The sequence below is a fragment of the Halomonas sp. LC1 genome (genome assembly GCF_030247125.1).
GTDB lineage: Bacteria > Pseudomonadota > Gammaproteobacteria > Pseudomonadales > Halomonadaceae > Vreelandella.
Genome location: NZ_JASSPG010000009.1, coordinates 15,360 through 32,071, shown reverse-complemented (window position 1 = coordinate 32,071; position 16,712 = coordinate 15,360). Strand labels below are relative to the sequence as shown.

At 59.0% G+C, this 16,712-nt stretch carries 13 protein-coding genes; 4 read left to right on the top strand and 9 right to left on the bottom strand.

Annotated elements, in window-relative coordinates; translation table 11 throughout:
- Nucleotides 1-60: 60 nt before the first annotated feature.
- On the top strand, nt 61-1,848 hold the full coding sequence (gene ggt, locus QIT27_RS14905; RefSeq protein WP_285264262.1) for a gamma-glutamyltransferase: 1,788 nt from the start codon (nt 61-63) through the stop codon (nt 1,846-1,848).
- A gap of 9 nt (nt 1,849-1,857) precedes the next feature.
- Here the strand turns inward: ggt and QIT27_RS14900 are convergent, their stop codons facing one another.
- From QIT27_RS14900 to acnB, 3 genes are all read right to left on the bottom strand, one after another.
- On the bottom strand, nt 1,858-3,744 hold the full coding sequence (locus QIT27_RS14900; RefSeq protein WP_285264340.1) for a glycerophosphodiester phosphodiesterase family protein: 1,887 nt from the start codon (nt 3,742-3,744) through the stop codon (nt 1,858-1,860).
- A 63-nt stretch (nt 3,745-3,807) separates the two neighbouring features.
- Nucleotides 3,808-4,302, bottom strand: coding sequence for a ribonuclease E activity regulator RraA (rraA, locus tag QIT27_RS14895; RefSeq protein WP_285264261.1), 495 nt, complete (start codon nt 4,300-4,302; stop codon nt 3,808-3,810).
- 151 nt (nt 4,303-4,453) lie between these two features.
- Nucleotides 4,454-7,057, bottom strand: coding sequence for a bifunctional aconitate hydratase 2/2-methylisocitrate dehydratase (gene acnB / locus QIT27_RS14890; RefSeq protein WP_253018813.1), 2,604 nt, complete (start codon nt 7,055-7,057; stop codon nt 4,454-4,456).
- 522 nt (nt 7,058-7,579) lie between these two features.
- Here acnB and QIT27_RS14885 point away from each other — a divergent pair.
- Nucleotides 7,580-8,236: a MiaE family protein gene (locus QIT27_RS14885; RefSeq protein WP_159341995.1), complete on the top strand. Its 657-nt coding sequence runs from the start codon at nt 7,580-7,582 to the stop codon at nt 8,234-8,236.
- A gap of 29 nt (nt 8,237-8,265) precedes the next feature.
- Complete coding sequence (locus tag QIT27_RS14880; RefSeq protein ID WP_285264260.1) at nt 8,266-12,171, top strand: ATP-binding protein; 3,906 nt, start codon at nt 8,266-8,268, stop codon at nt 12,169-12,171.
- Nucleotides 12,172-12,174: 3 nt separating this feature from the next.
- On the opposite strand, the gene QIT27_RS14875 is transcribed toward QIT27_RS14880, so the two are convergent.
- From QIT27_RS14875 to queC, 4 genes are read right to left on the bottom strand one after another with little or no spacing between them, the layout of a single operon-like run.
- A complete protein-coding gene (locus tag QIT27_RS14875) occupies nt 12,175-12,456 on the bottom strand; it encodes a YkgJ family cysteine cluster protein (protein WP_285264259.1) in 282 nt (93 codons plus the stop codon).
- Nucleotides 12,453-13,280: a 6-carboxytetrahydropterin synthase gene (locus tag QIT27_RS14870; protein WP_285264258.1), complete on the bottom strand. Its 828-nt coding sequence runs from the start codon at nt 13,278-13,280 to the stop codon at nt 12,453-12,455. Before QIT27_RS14870 ends, QIT27_RS14875 begins: the two co-directional genes overlap by 4 nt.
- Nucleotides 13,280-13,942: a 7-carboxy-7-deazaguanine synthase gene (gene queE / locus QIT27_RS14865; RefSeq protein ID WP_285264257.1), complete on the bottom strand. Its 663-nt coding sequence runs from the start codon at nt 13,940-13,942 to the stop codon at nt 13,280-13,282. Before queE ends, QIT27_RS14870 begins: the two co-directional genes overlap by 1 nt.
- The gene (queC, locus tag QIT27_RS14860) at nt 13,942-14,652 is read right to left on the bottom strand and encodes a 7-cyano-7-deazaguanine synthase QueC (RefSeq protein WP_285264256.1); all 711 of its coding nucleotides are present in this window, start codon (nt 14,650-14,652) and stop codon (nt 13,942-13,944) included. Before queC ends, queE begins: the two co-directional genes overlap by 1 nt.
- Nucleotides 14,653-14,844: 192 nt before the next feature.
- Between queC and QIT27_RS14855 the strand changes: the two genes are divergently transcribed.
- On the top strand, nt 14,845-15,261 hold the full coding sequence (locus tag QIT27_RS14855; protein WP_285264255.1) for an SRPBCC family protein: 417 nt from the start codon (nt 14,845-14,847) through the stop codon (nt 15,259-15,261).
- A 30-nt stretch (nt 15,262-15,291) separates the two neighbouring features.
- On the opposite strand, the gene QIT27_RS14850 is transcribed toward QIT27_RS14855, so the two are convergent.
- Both QIT27_RS14850 and QIT27_RS14845 read right to left on the bottom strand, forming a co-directional pair.
- Nucleotides 15,292-15,531, bottom strand: a complete 240-nt coding sequence (locus tag QIT27_RS14850; protein ID WP_159342002.1) for a DUF2789 domain-containing protein — start codon at nt 15,529-15,531, stop codon at nt 15,292-15,294.
- A gap of 99 nt (nt 15,532-15,630) precedes the next feature.
- A complete protein-coding gene (locus tag QIT27_RS14845; RefSeq protein ID WP_285264254.1) occupies nt 15,631-16,701 on the bottom strand; it encodes an asparaginase in 1,071 nt (356 codons plus the stop codon).
- Nucleotides 16,702-16,712 lie beyond the last annotated feature (11 nt).

Below are 16,712 nucleotides of genomic sequence, written 5' to 3'. Positions count from 1 at the left end.
CGACCGGGCGATTCCGCCTAGGATGTTAACGTCAGCGCGAAGGTTTCAAGGAGAAAAGCGATGCGGCCAACAAGGGCACTCTCACTGACTGGTTTACTGCTGGTGCCAATGGTGAGCTGGGGGTTTAGTTACGAGACACCCTCCATTACACCGGAAGTGGGATCAGGTTTCGAAGAGAAGCCCGGTTGGGCGGCTGACACCTTTGCCGTGGCGGCAGCGAACCCGCTAGCCACCGATGCAGGCTACCAAGTGCTCAAAGCGGGTGGCAATGCCATCGATGCGGCAGTAGCCGTACAAATGGTATTGACGCTGGTCGAACCGCAGTCCAGCGGTATCGGCGGTGGCGCTTTTTTAATGCACTTCGACGGAGCGAAGGTGCAAGCCTACGATGGCCGCGAAACGGCGCCTGCCGCAGCCACTGGGGAGCTGTTCATGGAAAACGGTGAGCCGCTGCCCTTTATGGATGCCGTGGCCAGCGGTCTCTCAGTGGGTGTGCCCGGTACGGTACGCATGTTGGAGCAAGCCCACGCCGAGCACGGACAGCTCCCTTGGGAAGCGCTCTTCGAGCCTGCGATCACGTTGGCAGAGGAGGGGTTTGCCGTCAGTCAGCGACTGCATACCAGCCTTGCCAACGACGAGGCCTTGCGTCAGAACGAGCGTGCCCGGGCATTTTACTACACAGCCGATGGCGAACCGCTTGAGGTGGGTTCCTCCCTAAAAAATCCTGCGTTGGCTGCCATTTTGCGCCTTATCGCGGAGGAAGGCAGCGCCGCATTTTATGAAGGAGCGGTCGCGGAGGATTTGGTCGAGCAAGTGCAGTCACACCCCGTCCGGCCAGGTACCATCACGCTGGAGGATATCAGCGGTTATCAGTCGTTAGAGCGTGAGCCGCTGTGTACTTCCTGGCAGCAGTGGGAGGTGTGTGGTTTTCCTCCCCCCTCGTCGGGTCATCTTACCGTCATGCAGATTCTAGGCATGATGGACCAGCAGCCGCTGCTCGAAGCGCCGCTGGAGGATGGCGTGACCAGCAGCGGTTGGTTGCATCAGTTCTTGGAAGCCTCTCGACTGGCCTTTGCTGACCGTGGTCGCTACATCGCCGATCCTGACTTCGTCGATGCACCCGGCGGCGACTGGTCTCTGATGCTGGCGCCCGATTACCTGGACAAGCGTAGCCAGCTCATCGGCGACGAGAGCATGGGAGAAAGCGCCGAGCCTGGTAACCCAGGCGAACTCACCGTTAGCTTTGCCAGCCAGCCGGAGCAGCCCGAGTATGGCACGAGCCACATCAGCATCGTTGATGCCGACGGCAATGCCATCGCTATGACCACGACGATCGAACAGGCCTTTGGATCGCGACTGCTGGCGGACGGCGGGACCGACCTGCCCGGCGGTTACTTGCTCAACAATGAGCTAACGGATTTCTCGTTTACCCCAGAGATCGATGGCCAGCCAGTGGCCAACCGCGTCGAGCCGGGTAAGCGACCCCGCTCTAGCATGAGCCCGACCTTGGTGTTCGACCAGGAAACCGGTGACCTGGTGGCGAGCCTAGGCTCCCCGGGGGGAGCGGCCATCATTCACTACACGGCGCGCACGCTGGCGGCCATGCGCGATTGGGGGTTGAACGCTCAAGAGGCGTTGAATCTCCCCCACGCGATTACCCTAGGGGGGGATGTTTACCTGGAAGAGGGGCGTTTTCCCGAATCGACGATCGAATCACTGCGTGAGCGTGGCCATACCGTCAGTGAGCGTGAGTTGACGAGCGGCTTGCAAGCCATCCAGCGTTTGGAAGATGGCACCCTGTACGGCGGTGCCGACCCTCGTCGCGAAGGCGTCGTCATGGGCGAGTAAGACTCGCTGTCACTGGCGTAGCCAGTTACGTAGCTTGACCAACATGAGGCCGCCGTCGCTGAGAGCACGGCGGTCTTCGATGAGAGCACGCAGCCGATCTGGGTAGTCGGTGATGATGGCATCGACCCCTAAGTCGATCAGCGCCGACATGCGTGCTCGGTCATTGACCGTCCAGGCATGAATTTCGTACCCAAAACGAGCCGCCAAACGAACTTCCTGTCCGCTAATACGGTTATGACGCAGCCCCAGCGCGTCAAACCGGCGACGATCCAGCGTGCCCGGCAGTATTAGCTGCGCCAGCAGTGTCACCCGTAGTTCGGGCGCCTGCGCTTTGATGAAGCGTACCAAGTCAGGTGACATGGTCGCCATGCGCATCTCCATCAGCGCATTGGGAAAACCGCAAGCGGCCATGCCGGTCAGTGCGCTCTGCTGCGTCGCCCAGCAGCGATAGCGCATGTCACTCTCCTGATTCAGCGTCTCGATGACCGCGTGTGCGAGCGCTTGCTCTTGGCCCGGTAGCGCTTTCATATCGATCATCAGTGACGCCCGACCGCGAACGGTGCGCAAGGCGTCATCCAGCCCAGCGATGCGCTCGTTCTGGAACGCGTCGCCAAACCAACTGCCTACATCGATGTCGTTCAACTCTCGACGTGTTAGGTCACCAAATTCCCGTGGATCGCCGGTGAGCCGAGCAAGCGTGCGGTCGTGATACAGCATGACCTGTTGATCGGCGCTCAAACGAACATCCAGCTCAACGGCGTGGGCTCCATCTTCCAGTGCCTGCGAGACGGCCGCCAGCGTATTCTCCGGTGCCACCATGGAGCTGCCGCGATGGGCAATGATGGTTACGCTGTCGCGGATCTCGAAGCTGTTGAGAATCCACCATGCTTGCAGACCTGCCAAAAGCAGGACACTGAGCTCCAGTGCCCATGCCATGCGTCCAGAGTGTGCATCGGCCGACGGTGGCGCTGGGCGGGGTTCTTGATGGGCCAGTTGTACGTATAGACAAGCCGACAGCAGAGCGTTAGTGGCAATACCCAGAAAGGTGAGGGTCAGGGTGATTAATACGTAGCCAGTCAAGTAGGCCAGCATCGCCGGTATCAACAAGGCGTTATGCTCGGGGAGCCACCACAGTAGCGGCGTGACTATGCTGTCGAACAGCCATGTAATGACGATGGGTAGGCTGATGATGATCACTAACAGAGTAAGTACCGCGCCGCCAATCGAACGATGCCAGCCGCGGGTCAAGCGAACGCTTCGTTTTAGCGCTTGTAAAGGCGAGCAGGTTTCCAAAGCCACGAGCGGCAGTGCCAACAGCCAGCGTAAGTACAGCCATGCGGCTAGCAGCATCCACAGCGTGACGAGCGGAAGCGCGCACGCCAGAAAATACCACAGCACCGGTGGGCGGACGCGCTGAAGATAGTAAGGATCGATGCCGCTCAGCCACAGCTCATACAGCCACGTCAGCGCCAACATAAAGGGGGCCATGAGCAGCAGGTGGCTGCCCACTTGCAGGATGACCAGCAGCGCCAGCGCCGGAAGTCGTCGAGTGCTTAGCCACAACGCCTCGAATGCCAGTCGGTAGTGGTGGTCTTTCGGCCTCACCGCAACGTGCAACATGCCCGCCTGCTGCCAGTAGATCAGTAAAAACGTCAGGCCAAGGCCGACCAGCATGACCAGTAACCCTGTAGGGCTGAAAAGCAGCGCCAAGAGCGCGTCCGTCGTAACCACCGTGCGATTGAGCTGCGCTAGCAAGCGCTGGAACAGCCAAGCAACGGCTGGAAGCAATAAGGCAGAGGCCAGCAGGGTAAACAGCAGGTGATAAGCAATCAGTGGACGGAGATGGTCTCGCAGGGTGCGAAGGAGGGCATGGCCTAATGAGGTGAGCGGCTGCATGGTCACAAAAGTGTCAGAGTGAAGCCTCAGGGTGGCACTCTCTGCCACCCCTGGCAAGTGGGTTCAAGAGAGCTTTAACGGCTGCTCGGCTATGAGAATGCCGTTGTTGTCGGCATAGAGCCATTGACCAACGCGCAGCGTGACACCCGCAAACGTGACCGCAACGTCTCGCTGGCCCTCGCCGCGTTTATCACTCTTACGTGGGTGGCTGCCCAGTGCCTGGACACCTAGTGGAAGGGTGGCCAGGATATCGACATCTCGGACACAGCCATACATGACGACCCCGGCCCAGCCGTTTTGTGCGGCCTGCTCCGCTAGCATGTCGCCGAGCATGGCGCAGCGATGCGACCCACCAGCATCCACTACCAGCACGGCGCCTTCACCGGGCTCCGCCACGGCCTGCTTCACTAGGGAGTTGTCTTCGAAGCACTTTACCGTACGAATGGGACCATAAAAGCTGTCGACACCGCCGAAGTTCGTAAAGAGAGGCTCGAGCACCTCGACATCGGGGTAAGCGTCGCACAGATCGGGGGTAACCACTTGAGTTGTCGTTGTCATCGTTGACTCCTGTGTTGACGGCACTATGTTCACAGCGGCATAAAAAACGCCCCGTCCTTGAAAGGAAGGGGCGTTCTGTCATCGGCTCAGCGAGGCATTACCCTGGCTGCGATGTTGCGAGCATCGGCGATGGGTCGGTGCCACGAAGCATTTACGCTTCTTGAGCAACCGGAATCACGTTCGAGGCGATTTTTTGATACTCCTCGATTTCGTGGAAGTTCATGTAACGATAGATCTCGCCTGCCATGGCGTCAAACTCGCCCATGTAACGCTGATACTCATCAACGGTGGGCAGGCGACCTTCTACAGCGGCAACCGCTGCCAGCTCTGCTGAGGCGAGGTAGACATTGGCACCATCGCCCAGGCGGTTCGGGAAGTTACGTGTAGACGTGGACACCACGGTGCTCTTCGCGGCAACGCGTGCCTGGTTACCCATACACAGTGAACATCCCGGCATTTCCATGCGAGCGCCTGCACGGCCGTAGATGCCGTAGTAACCCTCTTCGGTCAGCTGGTGCTGATCCATTTTGGTCGGCGGCGCGAGCCACAGACGGGTTTTCAGACTGCCCGCAGGCTGTTTCTCGAGCAATTTACCTGCCGCGCGGAAGTGACCAATGTTGGTCATGCACGAACCGATAAACACCTCGTCGATTTTTTCGCCGGCAACGTCAGACAGTAAGCGGGCGTCGTCCGGGTCGTTCGGGGCGCAAAGAACCGGCTCTTTGATGTCAGAGAGATCGATCTCGATAACTTCGGCGTATTCGGCGTCTTTGTCGGCACGCATCAGGCTCGGGTTCGCCAGCCATGCTTCCATGCCTTCGATACGGCGGCTAATAGTACGCTCATCACCGTAACCGTTGGCAATCATCCACTTCAGCAGCGTGATGTTGGATTTCAGGTACTCGGTCACGCTCTCTTCGGACAGCGTGATGGTACAGCCAGCGGCGCTGCGCTCAGCGGAGGCGTCGGAAAGCTCGAATGCCTGCTCGACGGTGAGGTCTTCCAGGCCTTCGATCTCCAGCACGCGACCGGAGAAGGCGTTTTTCTTGCCGGATTTCTCGACGGTCAGCAGGCCCTGCTTGATGGCGTACAGCGGAATGGCATGAACTAGGTCGCGCAGCGTGACGCCCGGCTGGCGCTTGCCTTTGAAGCGCACCAGCACGGATTCCGGCATGTCCAGCGGCATGACGCCGGTCGCGGCGGCGAAGGCCACCAGGCCAGAACCGGCAGGGAACGAGATGCCCAGGGGGAAGCGGGTGTGGGAGTCACCGCCAGTGCCCACGGTGTCCGGCAGCAGCATGCGGTTGAGCCAGCTGTGGATGATGCCGTCGCCGGGGCGCAGCGAAACGCCACCACGGTTCATGATGAAGTCCGGCAGGGTGTGGTGAGTGTCCACGTCCACCGGCTTCGGATATGCCGCCGTGTGGCAGAACGACTGCATGACCAGATCGGCTTGGAAACCAAGACATGCCAGATCTTTCAGCTCGTCACGGGTCATCGGCCCCGTGGTATCCTGGGAGCCCACAGTGGTCATCTTCGGTTCGCAGTACATGCCGGGACGAACGCCGTCCATGCCGCAAGCCTTACCCACCATCTTCTGCGCTAGCGTAAAGCCTTTGCCGGTATCGGCCGGCTGATCTGGCAGGCGGAAGACATCAGAGGGCGCTAAGCCCAACGACTCACGCGCTTTGCCGGTCAGGCCTCGGCCAATGATCAACGGAATGCGGCCGCCAGCACGCACCTCATCAAGAATGAGCTGAGTTTTCAGTTCGAAGGTGGTCAGCACGTCATCGGTGCCGTGTTTGCACACTTTGCCTTCATAGGGGTAAACGTCGATGACGTCGCCCATTTCCAGTTTGGAAACGTCCATTTCTACGGGCAGTGCACCGGAGTCTTCCATGGTGTTGAAAAAGATCGGTGCGATTTTGCCGCCAAAGCAGAAACCGCCAGCACGCTTGTTCGGGACATAAGGAATGTCGTCACCGAAGAACCACAGTACGGAGTTGGTGGCGGATTTACGTGAAGAGCCGGTGCCGACGACGTCGCCGACATAGGCCACTGGAAAGCCTTTGGCTTTGACGTCTTCGATCTGCTTGAGCGGGCCCGTGGTACCCGGTACTTCAGGCTCGATGCCTTCGCGCTCGTTTTTGAGCATGGCGTTGGCATGCAGCGGGATATCGGGGCGTGACCAAGCGTCCGGGGCGGGTGAGAGATCGTCGGTGTTGGTTTCACCGGGTACTTTGAATACGGTGAGGGTGATTTTCTCTTCCAGCGCCGGCTTGGAGAGGAACCACTCGGCATCGGCCCAGGATTGGATCACGTCTTTGGCGACGGCATTGCCTTGTTTGGCGCGCTCTTCCACATCGTGGAAAGCATCGAACATCAGCAGAGTGTGCTTGAGCTGTTCACCGGCTTCGCGGGCCAGTTCTTCGTTATCCAACAGCTCCACCATAGAGACGATGTTGTAACCGCCCTGCATGGTGCCGAGCAGCTTGACGGCGTGAATTTTGTCGATCAGAGGAGAGGTTGCTTCCCCTTTGGCAATTGCGGTCAAAAAGCCGGCTTTGACGTAAGCCGCTTCGTCGACACCGGGGGGCACGCGGTTGGTGATCAAGTCGAGGATGAACTCCTCTTCACCGGCCGGGGGCGCTTTGAGCAATTCGATCAAGGCCGCGACTTGCTCGGCAGTCAGGGGCTTGGGTGGGACGCCCTCTGCGGCGCGTTCCTCGACATGTTGGCGGTAAGCTTCAAGCACGTTGGGGCCCTCTCATCTTCTTGGTAGTGATGACTCAGTGGTGCCGAACGACTGCTAGCACGGTGGGTGAGGCGTTCGGACACGTGACATACGCTTGACAAACAGCGTCTGGTGGATGAGCGAGATTCTACGGGAAACTGTCGACAATGTTAAGAAGCCAAGCTAAGTGCTTGCTTGTACTTTATGTTGAGGCGCTGATATTCGGCTCCTTCCAAGCCGTTTTTTTCGTTAATGTGCCTTATATCTGAAAGTTTTTTACCAATCGGGGTGTTTTACGGTAAGGGCGGGTGTGATTATTGTGATGCCGCGTTACCATAGCCACTGATTTATAACGATGGATCGCGCGTCATTACACGGTTTATGGGGTGTGTGGAGCACCAAATAAATCGGGCTTATATATTAGCGATATGCTATATGAGAATTGAGCCGTCATTTAATAAGCGGCCTTCGGTTATTAGGGAACAAACGCCAACGGCGTTTATATATTGTACAATAGTGTGATAAACGCTCGGTAGCGGTATTATGTCTATACAATTAGTCGAACTCAAAACGGCAGAGCACTCCCTTCAAGCGGACGATCTGCTGCCTGAAAGTCTTCATCAATTTCTTGCCTGCCCCACGCCGGATACCTGGCTTCAATGGGCGCTTGCCAATCCTGAAACACTGCTGATCGATCATGCCCAGTGCGAGAAAAAAGCGGCGTCCACGGCCATGAGCTTGTTATATCGCTACGTAGATCAGCCGCTGTTGCTCAGTAAAATGTCACAGCTTGCTCGTGAAGAGCTGCTCCACTTTGAGCAGGTCGTCGGCCTCATGGAGAAGCGCGGGGTGGCGTACCATCACCTGACGGCATCGCGCTATGCCGAAGGACTGCGCCAACACTTACGCAGCAATGACCCCGAGCGTTTGATCGATGTGCTGATCATCGGTGCTTTGATCGAAGCGCGAAGCTGTGAGCGCTTTGCTCGGCTCATTCCTTACCTAGACGAAGAGTTGGCAAAGTTTTACCGCACGCTGGTGAAGTCAGAGGGACGCCATTTCGAAGATTATCTGCTGTTGGCCCGCCAACAGACCGATGAGCCGATCGACGATCGCATTGCCTTCTTCGTTGCACGTGAAGCGGAGTTGATCACGACTCCCGATACGGCGTTTCGTTTTCATAGCGGCGTGCCCGCCTAAGCCGCCGCTAGCCAGGCAGGATGTATTCCATGCGCGATGCTCAACAGACAGATCAACTGACCTTGTTTGGTCACTTCTCCTTAACGCAGGGGGAGGACGTACTCACTCATTTCAGTTACGACAAAGTGAAAGCCCTGTTGGTGTATCTGCTGTTGCATCGCCAGCCGGTCAATCGGGCAGCGCTGGCGGAGTTGCTTTGGCCAGACCAGGGGCTATCGTCGGGGCGCACCAACTTGCGCCACGCCTTGCACTGCCTGCGCCAGTCCATGGGTGACAACGCCGACCAAGTGCTGAATGTCTCTCGTCAGACGATTGCGTTTCACTTGCCGGCCCACTGGCAGGTCGATCTACACGATCTGCAGCAGCTACTGGAAGGCCCTAAGGATCTAGACACTCTCGAAGACGTCATGGCCTGCTACCAAGGCGATCTCATCGAAGAGCTTCAACTCGCCAGCTGCAGTGAATTCCAACGCTGGCTCGTTCAGGTGCGCAACGAGTGGCGCCAACGGGTGATCCGCTTTGCCGAGCAGGTGCTGGAGACCCATGACGAAACGCCGGACGGCATGCTGGAAGGGCTGGTCAGTCGCTTTTCAGGGTACGGGCCTTTCCATGAGCGGCTGGTGCGTCAACTGGCAGAAAAGAACCAAATGGCCGCCGCTCACGAACAGTACAACAGCTATTTACAGCTGTTGGCGCTGTCGGGTCAGCAGCCGGAACCCAGCTTTTTGCAGCTGGCGAGCTACTGGTCAGACGGCCACCACGACCCGCGCGCCATGTCACCCCAAGGGGCCTTTTCTCGCGCGTTGGCCGCCGATAGCAAGCCGCTGCGTGAAGATGAAATCGAGCTGCGCCAGTTATCGGTCATGGCGATTCGTTTGCGTTTGAAGGGGGATTGGCAAGATCGCGCCGCTACCCGCAACTGTCTTGCGCTTCAACTAGAGCTGATGCGCTGGCTGGAACAGCAATGCCACCATTTGGGCGGTTTCTGGCTTCCAGGGGCGACCGGCGGCTTGGGCTTGGCATGCTTTGGTACGCATGGCCCAGCACACCAGCTCGCCGAGCTGGTCGCGCTTTACGAACATTGTCGCCAAGCGCTCCCCCAGGAAACCCAGCGCCACTGGAGCGGCGACGGCGAGGCTCCCTCCTTTGAACTGGCGGCGGGGCTCAACAGTGGCCGCGTAGTTTATCTGCCCGAGCGCCAGTTGGCGGACCCGCTGGGCCAAGTCACCCAGGTATCGCTTGAATTGATGAGCGCTGCCGAAGGCAGTGAACTGGTGATTTCGCAAGAAGCCAGCCAGCACATGCCCCCCGCACTGGATCTGCAGCCGCGCTTGGTCTCGCGGCTAGTGGCCAGCGACGGTCGCGTTCGCTTGCGCGCACTGGTATTGGGTCAGAACGAGGGTGGCCGTGACGCGCTGCCGCCGAGTCTGGTCGGCCGCGAAACGTCGCTGCGTACCCTGCGGGATGCCCTGGCAAGGGCCGGCATTGGTTTACGCCAAAGCGTTTTGGTACGCGGGGCGTCTGGGATGGGGAAATCGGCGTTGATGGTGGGGTTTCGTCAGCTTGAACTGAGTCGCGATGCCGCCATCTGCTGGCAGCCCACCACACGCCTATCGGTGTTAGAGCCGTATGGCGTCGCGCGCACGCTCTTAGCTTGGCATCTCGATACAACGCCGACGCTGGCAGCGCTGCATCAGTTGCAGTCATCGCTGGGCGAGACGCCATTGGACGATGCGCGACAGCAGCTGTTAGAAGAGGCGCTGGGCGTTAGAGACGTTCAGGAAATCACCCAGCTCACACAAAACGGAGAAGCGGTAGAGCTGGTCGTGAAACTGCTGCACCGTCTGATCGACCAGCGCGCAGGCACCCAAACCCTCGTCTTGATGGTCGATGATTTGCAGTGGCTGGACGAGCCCTCCTTCAAAGTCCTTGCCGGGTTACAAGCGCGTCTGCCCATCAATACTGCATTCATGCTGGTCGCGAGCCATCATGGTCGTGAATCGCTGCCGGTGAAGCTGCATTGGGATCAGCAAATTACCTTGGGTAAACTCGATGCGCTGCAGTCGTCGCGACTGCTGTCACAACTCTCCCGCCGGTATCGAATGCATTTGAGCCCCCGTTTGCGCAACCAAATCATCGAGCGATGCGACGGTGTGCCGCTCTATATGCAGGAGATTTGTCGCCGTCTAGACATGGATCGCCGCGAAGGGCGCAGCGTTCAGTTCGATGAGTTGCCGAAAGGGTTGCTGGGTCTACTGGCCAGCCGTATCGATCAGTTGGAAGGAGATCGCGAGATCGCCCATATCGCTGCCGTGCTGGGCAAGCGCTTCCGTCTGGATTTCTTGGCCGAGTGTAGCGGATGGGATAAGACGCGGCTCTCCCAGGCGGTGGAGCATATGCGCCTTTTGGAGATCATCGAGCCGGTGGACAAAGAGAGTGGTGAGCATGAGTACCAGTTCAGCCATCAGCTTCTGCAAGAAGCGGCGTACCTCTCCTGCCCACGAGACGTGCGGGTGAAGTTGCACCAGCAGGTCGTCACCTTGATCGAAGAGCGTTTCCCGGTGTGGATCAGCCGCCATCCTGGCGATTTCGCGACGCACCTACGCCGCAGCGGTCATTACGCCCGGGGGGCGCGCTATTTCGAGCTGTCTGCCCGTGAGGCTCTGAAAGTGAGTGCCAACCGTACAGCGCTGCGAATGGCCGACTTCGGTTTGGCGAGCCTGCGCCATGTCGAACATGAGGTAGAGCGCGAAGTCAGCTTGCTGACTGTGCGAGGCCAAGCGGCTTTTGCGCTGGAAGGCCACGGTTCGCCCACCGCTCACGAGAGCTTCGTGCGCGCGCGGGAGCTTTTGCGTCAGTCCGGAGGTGACACCCTGGACGACCCGGAAGATTTGGAGCAAATTTTCCTCGTGAAGTGGGGGCTATGGGTCGGCCGCAGCCAGCGGTACGCCCATGCGGATGCTTTTGCCCTCGCGTCGACGCTGGCGGACATCGCCGAGCGCCTGGAAGACCCTCGCTATCGTCGCTTGGCTGACTACGCGCGAGCGCACTGTGAGTACTGGGCCGGGCGCATTCAGCAGGCTCACGATCATCTGGATGAGATCGATCCGCTCAATGCACAAATGATGATCGAATGGCTGCCGTTCTCGGATCATCCCCAGGTCACGGCGGCCTGTTTCCAGGGCTGGGCGCTCTGTTTGCGTGGCGACTACCAGCGCGCCGAGCGACACGTATCGTCAGCCATTCGGCTGGCCGAGAAAATCGGTCATCCGGGCACGCTGGCCATGGCGCTGATGTTTGCCGCTGCCCTGTATCGTCAGTTGGGGCACGTGCATCTCGCGGCGCGTCACGCCGAGCGTGCTGCCGCCATGACCGGCACCCCGGATCTACAGCTATGGCAAATTTCTGCCCAGGGCGTGCTGGGTTGGCAGAAGGCCATGGCAGGGGATCACGCAGGGCTGGTGCAGTTGAGAGACAGCCTGGATCAAATGGCCGAGTTAAACGGGCGAGACCGCTTCCAGCGCCCTGTCCTATGGTACTCGGACGCCTGTATCGAACTGGGCGAACTAAAGGCTGCCGAGGAGTATCTGGATCAGTGTCTGGTCATAGCCCGCGAGCGCACCACGCTCTTTTTACCCGAGCTGGCGACTCAATTGGCGAGAGTGCGTGATTTGCTGGGGCACCCCGCCAGTGAAGTGAGGGCATTGGCCGAGATGGCGATCGTCCAGTCACGGGAACATGGTAATCGCCATCAGGAGCTGGCGGCCCTGGAGCTTTGGCTAACCCGAATTGCGCCCAACGATCAGGCGGCCAAAGAGGCCTTCCGTCGGCTGTTGAGCGAGGTGAGCCACAGTGATGCGCCGGTCTTGGTCCGCTGGGTGAGCCTGCTGGACCGCCGTTTACCTCACTCATTGAGTGTCGAAAGCGAGGTTTGAGCGTTAGCGTGTGTTCTCTTCTAGCCACGTCAGCGTGGCGAGCGCCTCATCTCGGTACTCGCCACACACCAACGGGTCGTAATCGAACTGCCCGCACACCCGGGGGCGCTGAGGGCTGCCAAACAGTTTGCACAAGTTATTGGCATCGAGCTGGACGCAGCGCTCGCCTGCGGGTTTGCCGTTAGGCATACCTGGAATAGGGGAGCTGATGGACGGTGCTATGCAGCAAGCGCCGCAGCCTGCTCGGCAGCCCCCTGACGTGTCGCTGGTGATCAAGTCGCTCATGCGTGTGCCGTGGCACCTTTGTCGATGCCTTCGAACGCGTGGACGGTGGTTGCGGTGGCCGTTTGCTGGGCAATTTGGTCGGCTAGCCACTGGGCGATGTTTTCGACCGTAGTCGGTTTAGGGAGCACGCTGCAGCGCTCGGCGGGCAGGGTGATCGAGAAGCGTCCTTGGGCCGCCTCATATCGGCAGGTCAGCCGCGTGTCACTCAGCTCGGCAATATCCGCCTCTTCCAGCAGATACCGATTGTCCAGCCACGCGCTCCATGTCTGCTCAAGCTGCGGCTGTCTCTGCTGCTCCTGGAAAATATGTAAGCGGGAGCGGTGCCCATGGGCAATTCGCTGGCAGTTCCCAGCATGGCGCTTCAGCCCATGGCTGTAGCCGTAGGCCGCACCATCAATGTGTTCATCGCTGAGTAGCAGCGTGACGCGCTCCACATTGACTGGCCGCTGCTCGGTGAGCTGATCGCTGAGATGACGGGTCACGCGCTGTAGCGTGATCGATTCCCAGGGGAGGAGCGTAAAGGCTTCTTTTGGCCCGCGAACCTCCATGGCATAAGGCGTGGTGGTACGAAGGCAGAGGCCCTCTTCGCACTCACTGACCTCCACCCCTGGCGCCTGAGTGGGCACCAGCAGCGTGTGATCCAGACCGTTGTCCAAAGTACGTTTGATCCACGGCTTCACTTCACCGAAATCAAATAGCATACCATCTTCACCCAATTCCCCCTCGAGTTGGGCATCTACCTGCCAGCTACAGCCAACCAGACCCTTCGTGGGGCACCAGAGGGAAACGTCGATGTGGGTCAGATGGTTAACGAATAGTGCCATTACTCGAATCCTGCGATTTTGTGCGTTTGTAGTGACAATCGCCACTGAGGGTGGGCCATGCAATAGGCCGTCGTGGCGTTCACCGTCTCTGCGCCATCGGTGGCAATGTGCTTTATCGCCACGGCACTGAGATCCATCGGCTGTAAGAAAAAGTGGCGAAAGGCGAGGTGAGCGAACCGTTCCGGTGGTGCATCGGGTTGGGGGTAGACCAGTTTCAGCTCATCGCCCTGGGTGATCGCAAGCGGGTTGTTGCCCTTCGGGCTCACGCAGAGCCAATCGATACCTTCAGGGGCGGGCACCGTGCCATTGGTCTCGACTGCCACTTCAAAGCCTTTGCTGTGTAGCGCGGCAATCAGATCGCTATCGAGCTGTAACAGCGGTTCGCCACCGGTAAATACCACATACGGCACGGCATGGTTGGCTCCTTGGGGCCACAGCGCTGTGATGTGGTCGGCCAGCGCTTGAGCGGTATCGAACCGACCGCCGTTGATGCCGTTCGTGCCGATGAAGTCGGTATCGCAAAAGGTGCATTTGGCGCTTTCGCGATCCGCCTCTCGTCCTGACCACAGGTTGCAGCCCGCAAAGCGACAGAAGACGCTGGCGCGTCCTGCCTGGGCGCCTTCCCCTTGCAGAGTGTAGAAAGCCTCTTTGACGTGATACATCAGCGGCCACCTTGTGCCGTGTCGATGGCATAGTCGAGAGGGTCGACACTCTGGTTGGCTGCGAAGGCGGCTAACCGCTCACGGCAGCTGCCGCACTGGCCGCAGGCAAGCTCGCGGCCTTCATAGCAGGTCCATGTCTGGCGATAGTCCAAGCCCATGGCTAAACCATCACGCAGGATGTCCTCTTTCCGAGCGTGCAAGTATGGGGCATGCAGTGCCACCGGCTCGAAGTTGGCAATGCCTGCGACGTGGTTCATGGCATCGACGAACTCGGGGCGACAGTCTGGGTAAAGGATGTGGTCGCCACCGTGCGCGCCGTAATCCACGCGTTCGGCGCCAATGTTGACCGCTTTGGCGATGGCCAATGACAGCAAAATCATATTGCGATTAGGCACCACCGTCGCGCTCAGATTGTTCGCGTCATAGTCGCCGGTGGGCATGTCGATGGCGCTGTTGGTCAGCGCCGAATTATCGATCAACCCATGGATTGCGCGAATATCGACGACTTGGTGAGGAATATCAAGAGAGCCACATACTTGGCGGGCGGTGTCGAGTTCTCGGCGGTGGCGCTGACCATAATCGAAGGAGAGTGCGTGGACCGTCAGCCCTTCACGAATGGCGCGGTGCAAGACCGTGAAGGAGTCCATACCGCCGGAGTAAATCACGACGGTGGCTGACGCGTTAGCGTCAGATGAAGCGATAGGGGACATACGAAATGCTCATCGTCGGAGAATTTATGCGTCCTTGCCAGGTTGGCAAGACAGTGTTCCGGGGTCCGGTCCGGAAGGGCGGCAGTTTACGCAATAGCAAGGAATCTGACCAGCACCGGCTGACGTTTCATTCGGTGTGTGGGAGCGGTTTGCCATGTTAAGCTTATCGTCCAAGCCGTTAGGAAGACACGTATGGCCACGATAGAACATAGTGAAATCGTTAAAGCCTCCCCGGAGCGAGTGTTCGATCTTCTGCGCCGAGTCGAAGATTTTGCCGATTACTCGGATCTTATCCGTTCCATCGATAGTTTGGGGGAGAATCGCTACCGCTGGCACGTTCGCGCGGTGGGAATGGATTGGGCATTCGATGTTGCGGTCACCGAGATTCAGCCGCCCCACGTGCTGGCTTGGGAGTCGTTGGAAGGCGTCAAAAATCAAGGGCGTTACCAGCTTCGCGCGGTGCCCGAAGGCACGGAGGTGGCCTTGAAGTTGCAGTACGACATTCGTAATCGTCTGATGGAAAAAGCCGTCAATAAAGCCGCAAAACCCTTGGTGGGCAAAGTTAGCCGACAAATTCTCGAACGGGTCGAGGCGCGCCTGAATGGCTAAGCGCCGCTCTTCAGAGCGGCGCTTCTTCGGTCAAGTCGTTTTGTGCATGGAGGCATCGAGGTGGTCGACCACTTCCGCCCAATCGGCGTCTTCCTGTACGGCCTCTCTGAGAAAATCCGCTTGACCCTCGTTCCAGCAGGGAGCGTCTGCCAGCGGCATCTCTTTGGGGAGCGGAGAATGGCGCTGAATGAAGCGCTCGATAGAATCCGCATCCGAACGTAAGCCAAGCTGCTCGAACAGTTCACTAAAGTGATGTACCGGCTGATCCATAGATGGCGTCCTATCCCGTCGGTGGTCAATACATGTTAAATGCGTTGTTTAACCATAGCGGTTATCAGCCAGTACGCCAGTCCAGGAGCGGGTGCTGCGTTATCGCTCGCCCACAAGTGGCATCAAAAAGCGCCGCCGCCGGTCCTCGAGAGAAATGGGTTGAGCGATGAGGTGGACCAGCTTGGTGTAGGCGGCCTCGGGCGTCATGTCATCGCCTGAGAGCACTCCTGCGTCGGTTAGGCCGTCTCCCGCCGCGTAAGCACCCATGTGCACCCGCCCCTGTGAGCATTGGCTGATGGCAGCGATCAGCTTGCCTTCACCGCTCGCTTTGGCAATGACGGCAAGCAGGGCGGGGTCGTCAGGCAGATTGCCCGCTCCCCAGAGCTGTAACAGGGCTCCTTTGATGCTTGGGTGGCTAAGCCATGCGTCCAACTGCCAAGCGGCCATTCCTGGCCAAAGAGTAATGCGGACCACCTCGCCCTGGGCCACGGGCCGATAATCCACTCGTTCGAAACGCGGCGCACCGCGCTGCTGATACGCTAATCCACGGCTTGGAAACAGAATGAAATCGTCTCCAATGCGCTCTCCCAAGTAGGGATAGTTCGGTGAGGTGAAGGCATCTGCGGCTTCACTGTGCTGCTTGATGGCACGCGTGCCCCGCAATAACCGGTTGGCAAAATAAATGGCCACTTCCTGCAGCGCTGGATGGGCGGCAAACCGCAACGCGCCATAGAGGTTGTCCAAGGCGTCGCTGTTGGGTGCTTCGAGCGGCGCCATCGCACCCGTCAAGACGACGGGACGATCCAAGCCCTGTAGCTGATATGCCAGGCTGGCGGCAGTCCAGCTCAACGTGTCGGTTCCATGGATCACGACGAAACCGCGATATTGATCGAAGCGCTCGGCGATGTCGGTGGCCAGCTGCTGCCATGTTAGGGGCGTTGCTGCGCTGGAGTCGATCAGCGGCGAATAGCTGATGATGTCGTACGCTGGGAGCAGCGGCTGATCCCGCAACGGAAGCTGGCTTAACGCCTTGGCCAAGCGTTCAGCAAAATCCCCGGCCGGTGCTAAGCCGTTGGCCTGGGGCTGCATGCCTATCGTGCCGCCGGTGTAAATGACCAGAAGCCGCTCATGGCTATGGGGTGTGTCGGCAAGGAGAGGAGCTTGGCTCATCGCTGTATCCT

Excerpts from the sequence above, each read along its gene's own strand:
- rraA (WP_285264261.1), bottom strand. The coding sequence starts at position 4,302 with ATGACAACGACAACTCAAGTGGTTACCCCCGATCTGTGCGACGCTTAC.
- QIT27_RS14900 (WP_285264340.1), bottom strand. The coding sequence starts at position 3,744 with ATGCAGCCGCTCACCTCATTAGGCCATGCCCTCCTTCGCACCCTGCGA.
- QIT27_RS14870 (WP_285264258.1), bottom strand. The coding sequence starts at position 13,280 with ATGGCACTATTCGTTAACCATCTGACCCACATCGACGTTTCCCTCTGG.
- QIT27_RS14850 (WP_159342002.1), bottom strand. The coding sequence starts at position 15,531 with ATGGATCAGCCGGTACATCACTTTAGTGAACTGTTCGAGCAGCTTGGC.
- QIT27_RS14880 (WP_285264260.1), top strand. The coding sequence starts at position 8,266 with ATGCGCGATGCTCAACAGACAGATCAACTGACCTTGTTTGGTCACTTC.
- QIT27_RS14875 (WP_285264259.1), bottom strand. The coding sequence starts at position 12,456 with ATGAGCGACTTGATCACCAGCGACACGTCAGGGGGCTGCCGAGCAGGC.
- QIT27_RS14855 (WP_285264255.1), top strand. The coding sequence starts at position 14,845 with ATGGCCACGATAGAACATAGTGAAATCGTTAAAGCCTCCCCGGAGCGA.
- QIT27_RS14845 (WP_285264254.1), bottom strand. The coding sequence starts at position 16,701 with ATGAGCCAAGCTCCTCTCCTTGCCGACACACCCCATAGCCATGAGCGG.
- queC (WP_285264256.1), bottom strand. The coding sequence starts at position 14,652 with ATGTCCCCTATCGCTTCATCTGACGCTAACGCGTCAGCCACCGTCGTG.
- queE (WP_285264257.1), bottom strand. The coding sequence starts at position 13,942 with ATGTATCACGTCAAAGAGGCTTTCTACACTCTGCAAGGGGAAGGCGCC.
- ggt (WP_285264262.1), top strand. The coding sequence starts at position 61 with ATGCGGCCAACAAGGGCACTCTCACTGACTGGTTTACTGCTGGTGCCA.
- QIT27_RS14885 (WP_159341995.1), top strand. The coding sequence starts at position 7,580 with ATGTCTATACAATTAGTCGAACTCAAAACGGCAGAGCACTCCCTTCAA.